Consider the following 15,740-nt stretch of genomic DNA (forward strand, 5'->3'; position numbering starts at 1 on the left):
TCCCACGCTCTGCGTGGGAATGCATCCTGTGACGCTCTGCGTCACGACCTTAAAAGCAGACGCGGAGCGTCCAGGGCGGCATTCCCACGCAGAGCGTGGGAACGATCAGGTGCGTCAGAAATCCTTGCACAAGCGCAGGGCGTCATAGATGGCGGCGTGGGTGTTGCGCTGGGCCACACAGTCACCAATGCGGAACAGCAAGTACCCCTCGCCCGCCTCGCTCAAGCATGGCTGCGGCTTGATCGCAAACAGCGCTTCAACGTCGATCTGGCCCTTGTTGCGCGAACCTTCCTTGAGCCCGTAATAAATGGCCTCGTCCGGACGCACGCCGTTCTCCACCACCACCTGGTCGACCACCCGCTCCTCTTTGGCGCCGGTGTATTCGTTTTCCAGCACGGCCACCAGCTTGTCGCCCTCGCGGTAGACCTTTTCCAGCATCATGTCGCCGGTCATGATCACTTCCTTGGGGTACATGCTGCGGTAGTACGTGGGGAACGACGTACCGCCGATTGCCACGCCTGGCTTGATGTCGTCGGTGACGATCTCCACCTGGCTGCCTTTGTCGGCCAGGAAGTCGGCCACCGACATCCCGGTGAATTCACAGATGGTGTCGTACACCAGCACGTTCTTGCCCGGCGCAACCTTGCCGTCGAGCACGTCCCAACTGCTCACTACCAAGCCTTCGGCGGCGCCCCAGTGTTCGTTCTGCTCGATGAACGGGTGCCCGCCCACCGCCAGCACCACCACGTCCGGACGCACGTCCAGGATGGTCTCGGCATCGGCTGCAACACCCAGGCGCAGGTCGACTTTCAAACGCGCCAGCTCCAGTTGATACCAACGAGTGATACCGGCGATCTGGTCACGTTGCGGCGCTTTCGATGCCGTGGTGATTTGCCCGCCGATAAACTCCTTTTTCTCGAACAGCGTCACGTCGTGGCCACGTTCAGCCGCCACGCGCGCGGCTTCCATCCCGGCCGGGCCGGCGCCCACTACAACCACCTTGCGCTTGGGCCCGGTGGACTTCTCGATGATGTGCGGCACGCCCATGTATTCACGGGAGGTCGCAGCGTTCTGGATGCACAGCACATCCAGGCCCTGGTACTGGCGGTCGATGCAGTAGTTGGCGCCCACGCACTGCTTGATCTGGTCGATCTGGCCCATCTTGATCTTGGCGATCAGGTGCGGGTCGGCGATGTGCGCACGGGTCATGCCGACCATGTCCACATAGCCGCCTTCCAGAATACGCGTGGCCTGGTTCGGGTCCTTGATGTTCTGCGCGTGCAGCACCGGAACCTTGACCACTTCCTTGATGCCGGCCGCCAGGTGCAGGAACGGTTCCGGCGGGTAGCTCATGTTCGGGATGACGTTGGCCAGGGTGTTGTGGGTATCGCAACCCGAGCCCACCACGCCGATGAAATCGAGCATGCCGGTGTCATCGTAATACTTGGCGATTTGCTTCATGTCCTCGTGGGACAAGCCGTCCGGGTGGAACTCGTCGCCGCACAGGCGCATGCCCACGCAGAAGTCATCCCCCACTTCGGCACGCACGGCCTTCAACACTTCCAGGCCGAACTTCATGCGGCCCTCGAAGCTGCCGCCCCACTCGTCGGTACGCTTGTTGACCCGCGGGCTCCAGAACTGGTCGATCATGTGCTGGTGCACAGCCGACAACTCCACCCCGTCCAGGCCACCGGCCTTGGCCCGACGCGCAGCCTGGGCGTAGTTGCCAATCACACGCCAGATTTCTTCCGGCTCGATGGTTTTGCAGGTGGCACGGTGCACCGGCTCACGCACGCCGGACGGCGACATCAGGGTCGGCCAGTTGAAGCCGTCCCAACGCGAGCGCCGGCCCATGTGGGTAATCTGGATCATGATCTTGGCGCCATGCTTGTGCATGGCATCGGCCAGATTCTGGAAGTGCGGGATGATGCGGTCGGTGGACAGGTTCACCGACGCCCACCATTCCTGCGGGCTGTCGATGGCCACCACGGAGGAGCCACCGCAGATCGCCAGGCCAATACCGCCCTTGGCTTTCTCTTCGTAGTACTTCACATAGCGGTCGGTGGTCATGCCGCCGTCGGTGGCATACACCTCGGCATGCGCAGTGCTGAGCACCCGGTTGCGGATGGTCAGTTTGCCGATCTGGATCGGCTGGAACATTGCTTCGAAAGCCATGGCACGGTCCTCGGCTTACAACGGTTTGACGGTGAACAAACCATCATCGTGGCCCTCTTCGGAGCCTCCGTAGACTTGTTCGGCGACAGTGCGAATCTTGCTGCCACGCGCTTGAAGGATCTGGTCCATGGCGCCGGCAAACCAGCCGGTGAACATGTAGTCCACCTTGCGGCCGACCTTGCCGTACACGTAGACGAACGCCGAGTGTTCCAGCTTGACGCTAGCGGTGCCTTTATCCAGGTCGATGTCCTGGATCTTGAACAGGCCCCAGCCGCGTTGCGACAGGCGCTTCATGTAGTGCTCGAACACCGCGACGCCTTCCAGGCCGTGGCATTCAGCTTCTTTTTCACACCAGTGCCAGGCGGACTTGTAGCCGGCCTTGTAAAGGATCTCGGCGTAGGCATCAGCGCCCAGCACTTCTTCGATACCCATGTGGTTGTTGACGAAGAAATGACGCGGCACGTACAGCATCGGCAGGGCGTCGGAGGTCCAGACACCGGTTTCGCTGTCGACTTCAATTGGCAATTGCGGGGCGATCTTGGCCATGGAAACTTAACTCCAGAAAATTCGTTTTGATGCCCGCCACGCGGATGGCGGCGGGTGAAGGATTAAGCGAGCAGTGGCTTATTCGCCCCAGACGTCCTTGAGCACGTTGACCCAGTTCTCGCCCATGATCTTGCGCACCACGCGCTCGCTGTGGCCGCGCTTGAGCAGGGTCTCGGTGAGGTTGGGGAACTCACCCACGGTGCGGATGCCCAGCGGGTTGATGATCTTGCCGAAGCTGGTCAGGCGGCGGGCGTAGCCCTTGTCATGGGTGAGCATTTCGAAGAAATCCTGGCCATGGCCCTGGGTGAAGTCGGTGCCGATGCCGATGGCGTCTTCACCGACGATATTCATGGTGTATTCGATGGCTTCGGCGTAGTCGTCGATGGTCGAGTCGATGCCCTTGGCCAGGAACGGCGCAAACATGGTCACGCCGACAAAACCGCCATGGTCGGCGATGAACTTCAGCTCTTCATCGGACTTGTTGCGCGGGTGCTCTTTAAGCCCGGACGGCAGGCAGTGCGAGTAGCACACTGGCTTTTTCGATTCGAGGATGACCTCTTCGCTGGTCTTGGAGCCCACGTGGGACAGGTCGCACATGATGCCGACGCGGTTCATCTCGCCGACAATCTCACGACCGAAACCCGACAGGCCGCCATCGCGCTCATAGCAACCGGTGCCCACCAGATTCTGGGTGTTGTAGCACATCTGCACCACGCCAACGCCGAGCTGCTTGAAGATCTCGACATAGCCGAGCTGGTCCTCAAAGGCATGGGCATTCTGGAAACCGAAGATGATGCCAGTCTTGCCCTGCTCCTTGGCGCGGCGGATGTCGGCGGTGGTTTTCACCGGGATCACCAGGTCGCTGTTCTCACGGATCAGGGTTTGGCTGGCAACGATGTTATTGATCGTGGCCTGGAAGCCTTCCCACACCGACACCGTGCAGTTGGCGGCGGTGAGGCCACCTTTGCGCATGTCTTCGAACAGGTCGCGGTTCCACTTGGCAATAATCAGACCGTCGATAACGATGCTGTCGGCGTGCAACTCGGCTGGGCTCATCAGGCGTCCCCTTATTGGCGATTCATGCGCCGAATCGTCTGCCGGCGCTTTGGGGCCAGCATATGCCCAGGCACCGACGGAGCCGGGTGCAAAAACGACAGGGGAATTGCCGAAAGCGTCAATCCACGACAAAGGCTATGCAGACATGCCTGACTGGCGGCTGTTCTTTGTCTGACGCTTGAGCCAGAATTGCGCATCACGTGATATGAGACGGCGCAATGAAATCGATTTTCCTGGCTTTGGCACTCATCGCAACCACCGCCCACGCGGCCGAAGACACCGACAGCACGCCGTGCGACGGCATCGAGAACGACCAGCAAACCCTGGAATGCGCCACCTATAACAAAACCACCGCCGAGCAATTGCTCAAGGATAACTATCAGGGGTTGCTGGAGCGCATGGGTTCGACCTACGGCAGCGACAAGACCAAACTGGCGGACATTACCGCCCGTCTGAAGGACGCGCAGCAAAAGTGGGAAAAACTGCGGGATGCCGATTGTGCGGTGGACACCTTCCCGGCAGTGACCGGCACCAAGGCCTATGCGATTGCGCACAACGACTGCCTGGCGCGGATGAGTGATGAGCGGTCGGAGTTTTTGGAGTCGATTGGCCAGGAGTAAACACCCTTCACGCGACCAGGCCGCGCAAAGGGCTGCGCCACGCTCAAGCCATGAAAGGTGACTTGAACGGCCTTTTGGTCAAGGGTGAGGCTGGCTCGTAGGCATACCCCAGCGCGGTGATATCCATCACCTCACGGATACGACGAGTCCAGGGCTTGATCACATCATCGTAATTATGCCCGGTGGGGCCATCCTGCATCGGGCAGTAATGAGGCGCCAGTGCGGGCTTATCCAGCATCATTTGCGCCTGCCAGTCGGCCCAGATTTTGTCGATGAAACAATGATGCAGAAAAAATACTGGATCTTCGGGCGAGGTCATCGCCAGCATGTTGCCGCCAATCCATAAATGGACGCGGTTGTGCAATTGAGAACCAGGGGTGGTGACTTGCGGGTCGCCCTTCTGAGTGATCCAGCCTTCGAGTCGGTTTCTGAAGCCTCTATTGAACGGACTCGACGTGTAGTTCGGCTCGTCATACAGCTCTTCATTCATTGCCATCTGCAAGTCCGCGGCCGTCGGCAGCGAGTTGACCAAACGTGAGAACTGGCGCTTTAACCCCGCCCCCGGCAGCCCATCTTCCGGATAGGCAGGCACCGGCCAATTGCCGTATCGGTACGCGAAGGGTCCATCCTGCACCCTGAATTCATCGGCAGCGTCACCGTCCCCCCCCAGCAGGCTTTGCTCCCACACCGGCGAATTCGTCGGGTCTGCCGCGTCCAATGTCCAATCCCAGTAAGGCAGCGTGATACCGGGCGTAATGGCCTGAAGGTCGGCTTCCAACTGCAACAACATTTCACGATGCCAGGGTAAAAAAGCCGGCCCCAAGTGGGCGCCATTACGATAGTCGGGATCTTGGGGTTCATCAGGGTGAACGGTAGGTACCATCACTGCGTGATGCCAATGCACATACTTGTCGTATCCGCCATTACCCTTAAGGGCCAACAGCGTATTGGTAAACGCTAGCCGTTCAGGCCCGCTCAGTTTTCGAATTTCCTTGCGAATATTCATTGCCCGCCCCCCTCGTCGCAAAAACATGGGACCGCGTGCCGGCCCCTGCTGCGAATCTAGTTGGGGAACCCATCAAGATCTACTGTCAGATCTGACAGTATCAGCACTATCTCCGACGGATGGTCAGCTCCTCTCGAACGAACCGAGCCTGTTACCATCCGTGCCCTCTTTTCCTGCTCAAGGCAACGCCATGATTATTTGCGGCATCGAAATCAAAGGCAGCGAAGCCATCATCGCCCTCGCCGCCCTGGACAACCAGGCGCTGACCCACGTCGCCCTGGCGACCAAGAAAATCGCCCTCGACGATGACGATGAAGCGGCCAACGTCAAAGCCTTCGCCGCTCAGGTGAAAGCGTTTGTGCAGGACAACGCCATCACTCGCATCGCCATCAAGAAGCGCAGCAAAAAAGGTGAATTCGCCGGTGGCCCAACGACGTTCAAGATTGAAGGGGTGCTTCAACTGCTGGAGGGGGTGGAGGTGACGCTGTTGTCGCCGCAGACCATCAATGCGCAGAACAAAAAGCACACCTTTGATCTGCCAGCGACGCTTAACAAGTATCAGCATGAAGCCTACAAGGCGGCATGCTCGGCCCTGGTAAAGAAATAAACCACCTCCGCTCTCGTTAGAAGCCGGCCTTTTAGCGCGGTGTAAGGCTCTTGTGTTGCAGCCAGTCACCGAAGGTGTTGTCCTCCAGGGCATAGCCGCCTCGGCTCGACTTCCACACCAGTTCCTTGTCGCGCAGGGCATCGATGCAGGCCTGGATGGTCTGGGTACCCGGCACCACGTCGCTACCCATCTTTTCCAGCGCCTTGCTGACCGCCGTGAGGGTGCTATCGGTGAATGGCGCGAAGGGTTCGTTGTTTTGAGAACGCTCCACCATCACCTCCAGCACGGCGCGCTGCGGGATGGTCAGGGCGTTCCAGGCGCTTTCGAACTCGGTCCATACACCCGCGCGCAGCAGTTCTGCGCGACTGTGCAGCAGTTGGCCAAGATTGCTCGCCTCGCCCAACTCCAATGCGACTTCACCGATGATCGTGCGCAACATCTCGGGACGCCGACCTACCCGCTCAAACGCCTCATCAATATCAGCCGCGTTGAATTGGTTGTTCTGGGCCAGGTGCGCGTTGAGGTGCACGGTGTAGGCCTGGGTGAACGCTTTGCCCAGCAGCGGAAACGGCGTGATGCTGGAACCGAAGAATGGCTGGCTTTTACCCAATACCAAATGAGCGAGTTTGTCGCGATTGGATCCGGTAAACACCAGGCGCAAACCGCTGCCCTCCTCGTCACGGCCTTGGTTGAGCTGATCCCGGGCAGCCTTCAACGCGAACATCGCATTGATACCTGACTCGGTGGTTAATGCGTGCTGTGCTTCGTCAATCACCAGCACAACGGGTTTTTCTGCAGCCCTATGGAGCAATTCCAACGCTTGGGTCAGCGTCGCACCGACAGGCAATTGTGGCTTGGTAAAGTCCCAGGAAAGCGTACGCAGAAAGCTTAGTTTCTCGATGCCAATGTTCTTTGCCAGTTTGCGAATGCCCTTTTCAAACGGCACCAACGCCCCCGCAATGGCACTCGCAATCAGCTCGGCGGGGTCTTTTTCCTTGTCGGCCCACAGGTCGACATACACCGCCAGCCAGCCCCGCCGCTGACATTCCGGAATCAGGTCTTCGCGCAGAAAAGTGCTTTTGCCCGTGCGTCGGGGCGCCGCGAGAAACAGGCCGGAGGTGAAATCCTGAATACCGGCCCCCACCAGGCCATCGGCAATACTGCTTGCCAGGGTGGGGCGGCGAAACACAAAGCCGCTGTGCTTGGACATGGTTTTATACTCAATTATTGAAATGACTATAAATTATAGCCAAGAGTATAATTGACTATAATTGTCCGTCAAACCACCTCCCGTCGCCGATCCTCCCGCGGGCATTTGGCAAACCTTGCGCGATAGCTCCTGGTGAAATACGACGGTGACTCAAACCCGCACGCAATACTCACTTCCAGCACGCTCATGTCGCTCTGGCGCAGCAGTTTTCGGGCTTTTTCCAGGCGCAGGCCCAGGTAGAAATTACTGGGGGTGTCATTCAGGTGCAGGCGAAACAGCCGCTCCAGTTGGCGTCGGGTGACCTTGATCGTTTCGGCCAGGGCCAAGGTGCTCAGGGGCGGTTCGGTGTGCTGTTCCATTTCGCCGATCACCTGCACCAGTTTCTTGTTATTGATGCCGTAGCGCGTGGCGATCTGCATGCGCTGGTGGTCCTTGCGGGGGCGGATGCGGCCAAGTACGAATTGCTCGGAAACCTGGATCGCCAGCTCCGGGCCGTGGGCCTGGGCGATGAGATCGAGCATCAAGTCGATGGACGCGGTCCCGCCGGCGCAGGTGATGCGGCGCCGGTCGATTTCGAACAGTTCCTGGGTCACGCTCAGGTGCGGATAGGCTTCCTTGAAGGCGTCGATGGCTTCCCAGTGCAAGGTCAGGCGGTGGCCGTCAAGCAGGCCCGCTTCGGCCAACACGCAGGCGCCGGTGTCGATGGCACCAAGAGTCACACTCTCATGGTCGAGGCGGCGCAGCCAATGCTCCAGGGCGGGCGTGGCGAACTGCAGGGGTTCGAAGCCAGCCACCACCAGTAAAGTCGCGCCTTTTTTCAATGGTTCAAGCGCGGCGTCGGCGTTGACCGACATGCCGTTGCTCGCCAGTACCGCGCCGCCATCGGCACTCAAGATGTGCCAGCGGTACAGCTCGCCGCGAAAGCGATTGGCCACGCGCAACGGTTCCAGCGCGGAGATAAAACCGAGGGCCGAGAACCCCGGCATCAGCAAGAAATAGACATCCTGGAACATGGTGGCGCTCTCGTCATACGGGCAGCGTGCTCACTGTGATACGCCAGTTCAACCGGCCATTCAAGAGCACAGGTCGCTGCAGTGCAAGAGCGGGTCGCCGCCGTGCGCTTTGCGGGGCGCCAAGCTGCGTAACGTGATCCCACGGCGCACAAAGACGCCGGCACCCACAATAACGACCTGCCGAGGGCTCCACCCATGAACCGACTGATCAGCCGCTGCGCACTCGCACTCAGCGCCAGCGCCATCTTGAGTAACACCGTCATGGCAGCGGACGCCGCTTCTTGCCAGAACGTGCGCATGGGCGTGGTGAACTGGACTGACGTCATCGCCACCAGCGCCATGGCTCAAGTACTGCTCGACGGCCTGGGCTACAAAACCAAACAAACCAGCGCGTCCCAGCAAATCATCTTTGCCGGTATACGTGATCAGCGCCTGGACCTGTTCCTTGGCTACTGGAACCCGCTGATGACCCAGACCATCACACCGTTCGTCGACGCCAAGCAAGTCAAGGTCCTCGAAAAACCCAGCCTGCAAGACGCCCGCGCCACCCTGGCAGTACCCACCTACCTGGCGGACAAGGGCCTGAAAACCTTTGCCGACATCGCCAAGTTCGAGAAAGAGCTGGGCGGCAAGATTTATGGCATCGAGCCGGGCTCGGGCGCCAATACGCAGATCAAGGCGATGATCGCCAAGAACCAGTTCGGCCTGGGCAAGTTCCAGTTGGTGGAGTCCAGCGAAGCCGGCATGTTGGCGGCCGTGGACCGTGCCGTGCGCCGCAAGGAAGCCGTGGTGTTCTTTGGTTGGGCGCCGCACCCGATGAACGTCAATGTGGCGATGACTTACCTCACCGGCAGCGAAGATGCCCTGGGCCCGAACGAAGGCATGGCCACCGTATGGACCGTGACCGCGCCGGCCTATGCCGAGCAGTGCCCCAACGTGCATAAGTTGCTGACCAACCTGACGTTCACCGCCGCCGACGAGAGCCGCATGATGCAACCGCTGCTGGATCACAAGGACGCCATCGAGTCCGCCAAGCAGTGGCTCAAGGATCACCCACAAGACCAGGCGCGCTGGCTGGAGGGTGTGACCACCTTCGACGGCAAGCCGGCTGCTGCCAACCTGCAACTGACCCGCAAATAACCCTATTTGGACCACCGTGTCGCAGCCGCTCCAGGCCGCGACACGGCGCCCTGCGCCTTGAAATCACCCGCCTGTAAGGAACCGCATCATGAACCACGACGTCATCATCACCTGCGCACTCACCGGTGCTGGCGACACGACCGCCAGAAGCCCCCACGTGCCGGTCACACCCAAACAAATCGCCGCCGCTGCCGTGGAGGCCGCCAAGGCCGGCGCCACGGTCGTGCATTGCCACGTACGCGACCCCGAGACCGGCAAGTTCAGTCGCGACGTCGCGCTGTACCGCGAAGTGATGGAGCGCATCCGCGAGGCCGACATCGACATCATCGTCAACCTCACCGCCGGCATGGGTGGCGACCTGGAGATCGGTGGCGGCGAGAATCCCATGGAGTTCGGGCCCAATACCGACCTGGTGGGCCCGCTGACCCGCCTGGCCCATGTTGAAGAACTGCTGCCGGAAATCTGCACCCTGGACTGCGGCACGCTGAACTTCGGCGATGGCGACACCATTTACGTGTCCACCCCGGCGCAACTGCGGGCTGGCGCCAGACGTATCCAGGAATTGGGCGTAAAGGCTGAGCTGGAAATTTTCGATACCGGCCACCTGTGGTTCGCCAAGCAGATGATCAAGGAAGGACTGCTGGATAACCCGCTGTTCCAACTGTGCCTGGGCATTCCCTGGGGCGCACCGGCCGACACCACCACCATGAAAGCCATGGTCGACAACCTGCCCGCCGACGCGGTGTGGGCAGGGTTCGGGATTGGTCGCATGCAAATGCCAATGGCCGCGCAAGCGGTGCTGTTGGGGGGCAACGTACGGGTGGGCCTGGAGGATAACCTGTGGCTGGACAAGGGCGTGCTCGCCACCAATGGCCAACTGGTGGAACGCGCCAGTGAAACTCTCAGCCGGTTGGGCGCACGGGTCCTGACCCCAGCCGAAGGCCGCATCAAGATGGGCCTGACCCCACGCGGCTAACACAGACACCACACAACCCTGTGGGAGCAAGCCCGGCTCCCACAAGGAATTACCGAACTTTTCAGGAATGTCGCCATGCGCTTTATCACCGAAATCAAAACCTTTGCTGCGTTGGGCAGCGGTGTCATCGGCAGCGGCTGGGTATCCCGTGCTCTTGCCCATGGCCTGGATGTAGTGGCCTGGGACCCCGCCCCCGGTGCCGAGGCGGCCTTGCGTAAACGCGTCGCCAACGCCTGGGGCGCCCTTGAACAACAGGGCCTGGCGCCCGGCGCCTCCCAGGACCGCCTGCGCTTTGTCGCTACCATCGAAGACTGCGTAAAAGACGCCGACTTCATCCAGGAAAGCGCTCCCGAACGCCTGGAGTTGAAGCTGCAATTGCACAGCCAGATCAGCGCCGCGGCCAAGCCGAATGCCTTGATTGGTTCGAGCACCTCCGGGCTATTGCCCAGCGAGTTCTATGAGGGCTCTACCCACCCGGAACGCTGCGTGGTCGGCCACCCCTTTAACCCGGTCTACCTGTTGCCGTTGGTAGAGGTAGTGGGCGGTAAAAACACCGCGCCAGAGGCGATCCAGGCAGCAATCAGCGTGTATGAATCCCTCGGCATGCGCCCGCTGCATGTACGCAAGGAAGTGCCTGGGTTTATTGCTGACCGCCTGCTGGAAGCGCTGTGGCGAGAGGCGCTGCACCTGGTCAATGACGGGGTGGCGACCACCGGCGAAATCGACGATGCCATTCGTTTTGGTGCCGGGTTGCGCTGGTCGTTCATGGGCACCTTCCTCACTTACACGCTGGCGGGTGGCGATGCCGGCATGCGCCACTTCATGGCACAGTTCGGCCCGGCGTTGCAGTTGCCGTGGACTTATCTACCGGCGCCTGAATTGACTGAAAAGCTGATTGATGATGTGGTCGATGGCACCGCTGAGCAGTTGGGTAACCGCAGCATCTCGGCGCTGGAGCGCTATCGTGATGACTGCCTGCTGGCGGTGCTGGAAGCCGTAAAAACAACCAAGGCCAAGCACGGCATGAGCTTCGCCGAATAACCCCGTGGGAGCTGGCTTGCCTGCGATGGCGGTGGCCTCACCCTTGTTATCGCAGGCAAGCCAGCTCCCACATTTGACCGCATACCAAATTGGATTCATGCCATGCCCGCACTGACCACCTACACCACCAAAATCCTGCCCGACTGGGTTGACTACAACGGCCATCTGCGTGACGCGTTCTACCTGCTGATCTTCAGCTACGCCACCGATGCGCTGATGGACACCCTGGGGCTGGACAGCGAAAACCGCGAAGCCAGCGGCCACTCGCTGTTCACCCTAGAGTTGCACCTGAACTACCTGCATGAGGTAAAGCTCGGCGCCGAGGTTGAGGTGCATACCCAACTGATCGCCCACGACGCCAAGCGCCTGCACCTCTATCACAGCCTGCACCTTGTGGGCGAAGAGCGCGAGTTGGCGGGTAACGAACAGATGCTGCTGCATGTCGATCTGGCCGGGCCGCAGTCGGCGCCGTTTGCCGGCGCGACCCTGGAAAAACTCATCGCTCTCAGCCAGGCACACGCCGATCTACCCCGGCCAGCCCTGCTCGGCCGGGTGATCGGGCTGCCCGCGCAAAAAAAAGCCCCGATCCAGCCGTGACGGGATCGGGGCAGAGTGCTTTGTGTGAGCCGTGCATTTCGAGGGTGACCAAACCTTCAAGCTGCGTGCCTGGGTTCAGTGTGCCCGTTACGGGCCGGGTCAAGCACCTCGAAAACGACCTGTTCATAGCCATCCGAGCCATCGGTGGATTCTGCCCTTGCCGCCAGTCCTGGGGCCTACCAGAATCCAAGTCAATTCCCGCTCTCTACACCAGGATGACCGTCATGATGCACGCGGATTTGATTGACCAGGATGACCTGCTGAGCCAACTGCGCTCACTGGGTTTTGACGTGTCCAGCGGCGCTACCGCCGAGCAGGCTTGCGAATGTGCGGTGCGCGGGTTGAGCGAAGCGCGGGCCAAGGCGCTCAAGGGCATGGTGGAACAGATGTACAGCGGCAGCGCGACGATTTTGCCGGCGGTGAGGCAGGCGATCGACAAACAGTTGCTGCCGGCGCTGATGCAGTTCAAACAGAACTCTGGCGCCTGAAACTCCGCCATCGCAGGCAAGCCAGCTCCCACAGGGGAACGCATTCCAAGGTGGGAGCTGGCTTGCCTGCGATGCAGACGGCTCGGTTTAGAGCCTTACACTGGCAAAGGTCGACTCATTGCGCGCCTGGCTCAACGCCGACATCGGCCCCGACAACGGTGACAACACCAGTGCCGGCGGAATCGGCATCATCGCCACTTGCTGCGTGGTGTTGGAGCCTACGCGTTCATCCCGTGGCGGAATGCCGAAGTATTCGCGGTAGCACTTGGAAAAGTGCGGCGTGGACACAAACCCGCACACCGACGCGACTTCGATGATCGACATGGGGGTCTGCTTGAGCAGCTGCCGTGCACGAATCAGGCGCAGCTTGAGGTAATAACGCGACGGCGAGCAGTGCAGGTATTTCTGGAACAGCCGCTCCAACTGCCGGCGCGACACGGCGACATACACCGCCAGTTCGTCCAGGTCGATCGGCTCTTCGAGGTTGGCTTCCATCAGCGCGACGATTTCCTGCAGCTTCGGCTGGTTGGTGCCAAGCATGTGCTTGAGCGGCACACGCTGGTGATCCTGTTCGTTGCGGATGCGTTCGTACACGAACATCTCGGAGATGGCGGCCGACAATTCACGGCCGTGGTCGCGGCTGATCAGGTGCAACATCATGTCCAGGGGCGCGGTGCCACCGGAGCTGGTGAAGCGGTTGCGATCGAGGGTGAACAGACGCGTGCTCATGGCCACCCGCGGGAAGGCTTCCTGCATCGACGCCAGGCATTCCCAGTGCACGCTGCAATCAAAGCCATCGAGCAAGCCGGCGCAGGCAAGGGCCCAGCTGCCGGTGCACACCGCGCCAAGGCGACGAGACTGGCGTGCCTGGCTTTGCAGCCACGACACATGTTCACGGGTGACGGTGCGCTGGATACCGACGCCGCCGCACACGATGACCGTGTCCAGGACGGGGGCTTTGTGCATGGAGGCATCGGGTGTGATTTGCAGGCCATCACTGGCCCACACCTGGTTGCCGTCGACACTCAGGGTTGTCCAGCGATACAGCTCGCGGCCGGACAGCTGGTTGGCCATGCGCAGTGGCTCCACGGCTGACGCCAGGGAAATCAGCGTGAAATTGTCCAGCAGCAAAAAGCCGATGGATTGAGGCGCACGGTTCTGGGGTTGGGCCCCGGAGTTGGTCGACGTCATCGCGGTATCTCCTCACATCACACAAAGCGGGTGGTGGCCTCAGGCGAGGCTCTTGTTATTGCACTCGTCCTGGAAAGGCGAGGCTTTGAAATTGATAGAGCAAATGCCATGCCTAAAATTGAATGGCTATTCAAGAACTCCTGAAAACGACCTGTTTATGCGTCTATATGAGCCCACGCGTGAAGTGCGGGATATGACGCATAACGGGCGAGGTTCAAGGGGTGTGAGCAGATCGGTAGCACTTGTGGGAAGGCGCTTTGCGGGCGTAGGAGAAGTCTGTCACCCAAAGCACATCAGGCGTGTGATCGTGGAGGAATTCGTTCGGAAGCTACTTATCTATTTGCGACGCGCTAAAAGGTGGCGATTTTGGCTGGGGTGTTCACTTTGTGAGCAATGGTGCTCCTCTGTTCAGCTCGTTCCCACGCTCTGCGTGGGCATGCATCCTGTGACGCTCTGCGTCACCCCTGGGACGCGGAGCGTCCGGGGCGGCATTCCCACGCGGAGCGTGGGAACGATCATGTCACTGACTCAACATTCAACCGCACTCACCGCCAACCCACCGCGTGATGTCTCTTTGTACTTGTCATGCATATCGGCCCCGGTATCACGCATGGTGCGGATCACCCGGTCCAACGAGATGAAGTGCTGGCCATCGCCCCGCAACGCCATTTGCGCCGCATTGATCGCCTTCACCGCCGCAATTGCATTGCGCTCGATACACGGCACTTGCACCAGGCCGCCCACCGGGTCGCAGGTCAGGCCGAGGTTATGTTCCAGGCCGATTTCGGCGGCGTTGCACAGTTGCTCCGGCGTGGCGCCGAGGATTTCAGCCAACCCGGCTGCTGCCATGGCGCACGCGGAACCGACCTCGCCCTGGCAACCGACTTCGGCACCGGAAATCGAGGCGTTCTTTTTACACAGGATGCCCACCGCCGCCGCGCCCAGCAGGTAGTCGACCACGTTGGCTTCGGTGACTTCTTCGCTGAACTTCATAAAGTAGTGCAGCACCGCCGGGATGATTCCCGCCGCGCCGTTGGTGGGCGCCGTGACCATGCGCCCACCGGCGGCGTTTTCTTCGTTGACCGCCAGGGCGAACAGGTTGACCCATTCCATGGCGCTCAAGGTCGAGCCGATCACATTGGGCTTGTTCAGCTCCTGCAAGCTGCGGTGTAACTTGGCAGCGCGACGGCGCACGTTCAAGCCGCCGGGCAGGATACCTTCGTGCTTGAGGCCCTGCTCCACGCAATCTTGCATGGCGCGCCAGAGTTTCATCAGGCCGCTGCGGATTTCTTCTTCGCTGCGCCAGGTTTTTTCATTCGCCAGCATCAGTTCGGCAACGCGCAGGTTGTGGGTCTTGCACAGCTGCAACAGCTCCACGGCACTGGAAAAATCATAGGGCAGCTCGGTACGGTCCATGTCCGCCACACCGCTTTGGGCCTGGGCTTCATCTACCACGAAACCGCCACCCACCGAGTAATAGGTGTCGCGGTGCAGCTCGCCGTTTTCGCCAAACACCACCAGGGTCATGGCGTTGGGATGGAACGGCAGGTTTTCGTCGAGCAAGCGCATGTCCCGCGCCCACACAAACGGCACCGGCAAACGCCCGTCCAGCAGCAGCGTGTCGGTTTCGCGCAGGGTGTGAATGCGGGCGCCGATTTGCGTGGGGTCGATTGCGTCTGGCCATTCGCCCATCAGGCCCATGATGGTGGCGGTGTCGCTGCCGTGGCCGATGCCGGTGGCCGACAGCGAGCCGTACAGTTGCACTTCGACACGCTGCACCTGTTCCAGCCACCCACGCTCACGCAACCCTTGAACGAACAACGCCGCGGCGCGCATGGGCCCCACGGTGTGCGAACTCGAAGGCCCGATGCCGATCTTGAACAGGTCGAAAACGCTGATAGCCATTAACGTGAAACTCCTCGATAAGCACGGGCCGGGCTTGAACGAGGTGCTACGCTCAGATCGCCCAGATGGCGGCATCATCAAGCTTTTATTCGTCATCACGGCGTCTCACACCGACGCACTCATGCTCACCAGCGGCGCTCGCGTGCGAACGCCAGTTTTGGCCGTTTTT

At 60.5% G+C, this 15,740-nt stretch carries 15 protein-coding genes; 7 read left to right on the forward strand and 8 right to left on the reverse strand.

Annotation, left to right across the window (positions count from 1 at the left end; all coding sequences use genetic code 11):
* Nucleotides 1–114 precede the first annotated feature (114 nt).
* From dgcA to BOP96_RS02570, 3 genes are all read right to left on the reverse strand, one after another.
* A complete protein-coding gene (gene dgcA / locus BOP96_RS02560; RefSeq protein WP_014720244.1) occupies nt 115–2,175 on the reverse strand; it encodes a dimethylglycine demethylation protein DgcA in 2,061 nt (686 codons plus the stop codon).
* Between the two features lie 15 nt (nt 2,176–2,190).
* Nucleotides 2,191–2,721, reverse strand: coding sequence for a DUF5943 domain-containing protein (locus BOP96_RS02565; protein WP_008033249.1), 531 nt, complete (start codon nt 2,719–2,721; stop codon nt 2,191–2,193).
* Nucleotides 2,722–2,799: 78 nt separating this feature from the next.
* Nucleotides 2,800–3,777 carry a dipeptidase gene (locus BOP96_RS02570; RefSeq protein WP_014720245.1) on the reverse strand — a complete coding sequence of 326 codons (978 nt, stop codon included), beginning with the start codon at nt 3,775–3,777 and terminating at the stop codon, nt 2,800–2,802.
* Nucleotides 3,778–3,995: 218 nt separating this feature from the next.
* Between BOP96_RS02570 and BOP96_RS02575 the strand changes: the two genes are divergently transcribed.
* On the forward strand, nt 3,996–4,397 hold the full coding sequence (locus BOP96_RS02575) for a lysozyme inhibitor LprI family protein (protein WP_014720247.1): 402 nt from the start codon (nt 3,996–3,998) through the stop codon (nt 4,395–4,397).
* A 43-nt stretch (nt 4,398–4,440) separates the two neighbouring features.
* Here BOP96_RS02575 and BOP96_RS02580 read toward each other — a convergent pair whose 3' ends face one another.
* A complete protein-coding gene (locus BOP96_RS02580; protein WP_032902308.1) occupies nt 4,441–5,403 on the reverse strand; it encodes a tyrosinase family protein in 963 nt (320 codons plus the stop codon).
* Between the two features lie 190 nt (nt 5,404–5,593).
* Between BOP96_RS02580 and BOP96_RS02585 the strand changes: the two genes are divergently transcribed.
* Entirely contained in the window at nt 5,594–6,010 is a 417-nt protein-coding gene (locus BOP96_RS02585) for a DUF3010 family protein (protein ID WP_014720249.1), read from the forward strand.
* Nucleotides 6,011–6,041: 31 nt separating this feature from the next.
* Here BOP96_RS02585 and BOP96_RS02590 read toward each other — a convergent pair whose 3' ends face one another.
* Entirely contained in the window at nt 6,042–7,220 is a 1,179-nt protein-coding gene (locus BOP96_RS02590) for an AAA family ATPase (protein WP_073451771.1), read from the reverse strand.
* Nucleotides 7,221–7,288: 68 nt separating this feature from the next.
* A complete protein-coding gene (locus tag BOP96_RS02595) occupies nt 7,289–8,233 on the reverse strand; it encodes a GlxA family transcriptional regulator (RefSeq protein WP_032902306.1) in 945 nt (314 codons plus the stop codon).
* Nucleotides 8,234–8,428: 195 nt separating this feature from the next.
* Between BOP96_RS02595 and BOP96_RS02600 the strand changes: the two genes are divergently transcribed.
* The 5 genes from BOP96_RS02600 (at nt 8,429) to BOP96_RS02620 (ending at nt 12,475) form a co-directional block, all read left to right on the forward strand.
* Nucleotides 8,429–9,373 (forward strand): choline ABC transporter substrate-binding protein, encoded by a 945-nt coding sequence (locus BOP96_RS02600; RefSeq protein WP_032902304.1) that lies wholly within the window; start codon nt 8,429–8,431, stop codon nt 9,371–9,373.
* A gap of 88 nt (nt 9,374–9,461) precedes the next feature.
* The gene (locus BOP96_RS02605; RefSeq protein ID WP_038451795.1) at nt 9,462–10,349 is read left to right on the forward strand and encodes a 3-keto-5-aminohexanoate cleavage protein; all 888 of its coding nucleotides are present in this window, start codon (nt 9,462–9,464) and stop codon (nt 10,347–10,349) included.
* A gap of 75 nt (nt 10,350–10,424) precedes the next feature.
* On the forward strand, nt 10,425–11,390 hold the full coding sequence (locus BOP96_RS02610) for an L-carnitine dehydrogenase (protein ID WP_014720254.1): 966 nt from the start codon (nt 10,425–10,427) through the stop codon (nt 11,388–11,390).
* A 102-nt stretch (nt 11,391–11,492) separates the two neighbouring features.
* On the forward strand, nt 11,493–11,987 hold the full coding sequence (locus tag BOP96_RS02615; RefSeq protein WP_014720255.1) for a thioesterase family protein: 495 nt from the start codon (nt 11,493–11,495) through the stop codon (nt 11,985–11,987).
* A 224-nt stretch (nt 11,988–12,211) separates the two neighbouring features.
* Nucleotides 12,212–12,475, forward strand: coding sequence for a hypothetical protein (locus tag BOP96_RS02620; protein ID WP_014720256.1), 264 nt, complete (start codon nt 12,212–12,214; stop codon nt 12,473–12,475).
* Nucleotides 12,476–12,562: 87 nt separating this feature from the next.
* Here the strand turns inward: BOP96_RS02620 and BOP96_RS02625 are convergent, their stop codons facing one another.
* Nucleotides 12,563–13,666, reverse strand: a complete 1,104-nt coding sequence (locus BOP96_RS02625) for a GlxA family transcriptional regulator (RefSeq protein WP_003194907.1) — start codon at nt 13,664–13,666, stop codon at nt 12,563–12,565.
* Nucleotides 13,667–14,194: 528 nt separating this feature from the next.
* Entirely contained in the window at nt 14,195–15,571 is a 1,377-nt protein-coding gene (locus tag BOP96_RS02630; protein WP_014720257.1) for an L-serine ammonia-lyase, read from the reverse strand.
* Nucleotides 15,572–15,740 lie beyond the last annotated feature (169 nt).

Origin of the sequence: Pseudomonas sp. FSL W5-0203 (assembly GCF_001896155.1) — a bacterium.
Taxonomy (GTDB): domain Bacteria; phylum Pseudomonadota; class Gammaproteobacteria; order Pseudomonadales; family Pseudomonadaceae; genus Aquipseudomonas; species Aquipseudomonas paracarnis.

Bases quoted from the DNA above. Each gene is read 5' to 3' on its own strand.
- dgcA (WP_014720244.1), bottom strand. From the start codon at position 2,175: ATGGCTTTCGAAGCAATGTTCCAGCCGATCCAGATCGGCAAACTGACC.
- BOP96_RS02565 (WP_008033249.1), bottom strand. From the start codon at position 2,721: ATGGCCAAGATCGCCCCGCAATTGCCAATTGAAGTCGACAGCGAAACC.
- BOP96_RS02570 (WP_014720245.1), bottom strand. From the start codon at position 3,777: ATGAGCCCAGCCGAGTTGCACGCCGACAGCATCGTTATCGACGGTCTG.
- BOP96_RS02575 (WP_014720247.1), top strand. From the start codon at position 3,996: ATGAAATCGATTTTCCTGGCTTTGGCACTCATCGCAACCACCGCCCAC.
- BOP96_RS02580 (WP_032902308.1), bottom strand. From the start codon at position 5,403: ATGAATATTCGCAAGGAAATTCGAAAACTGAGCGGGCCTGAACGGCTA.
- BOP96_RS02585 (WP_014720249.1), top strand. From the start codon at position 5,594: ATGATTATTTGCGGCATCGAAATCAAAGGCAGCGAAGCCATCATCGCC.
- BOP96_RS02590 (WP_073451771.1), bottom strand. From the start codon at position 7,220: ATGTCCAAGCACAGCGGCTTTGTGTTTCGCCGCCCCACCCTGGCAAGC.
- BOP96_RS02595 (WP_032902306.1), bottom strand. From the start codon at position 8,233: ATGTTCCAGGATGTCTATTTCTTGCTGATGCCGGGGTTCTCGGCCCTC.
- BOP96_RS02600 (WP_032902304.1), top strand. From the start codon at position 8,429: ATGAACCGACTGATCAGCCGCTGCGCACTCGCACTCAGCGCCAGCGCC.
- BOP96_RS02605 (WP_038451795.1), top strand. From the start codon at position 9,462: ATGAACCACGACGTCATCATCACCTGCGCACTCACCGGTGCTGGCGAC.
- BOP96_RS02610 (WP_014720254.1), top strand. From the start codon at position 10,425: ATGCGCTTTATCACCGAAATCAAAACCTTTGCTGCGTTGGGCAGCGGT.
- BOP96_RS02615 (WP_014720255.1), top strand. From the start codon at position 11,493: ATGCCCGCACTGACCACCTACACCACCAAAATCCTGCCCGACTGGGTT.
- BOP96_RS02620 (WP_014720256.1), top strand. From the start codon at position 12,212: ATGATGCACGCGGATTTGATTGACCAGGATGACCTGCTGAGCCAACTG.
- BOP96_RS02625 (WP_003194907.1), bottom strand. From the start codon at position 13,666: ATGACGTCGACCAACTCCGGGGCCCAACCCCAGAACCGTGCGCCTCAA.
- BOP96_RS02630 (WP_014720257.1), bottom strand. From the start codon at position 15,571: ATGGCTATCAGCGTTTTCGACCTGTTCAAGATCGGCATCGGGCCTTCG.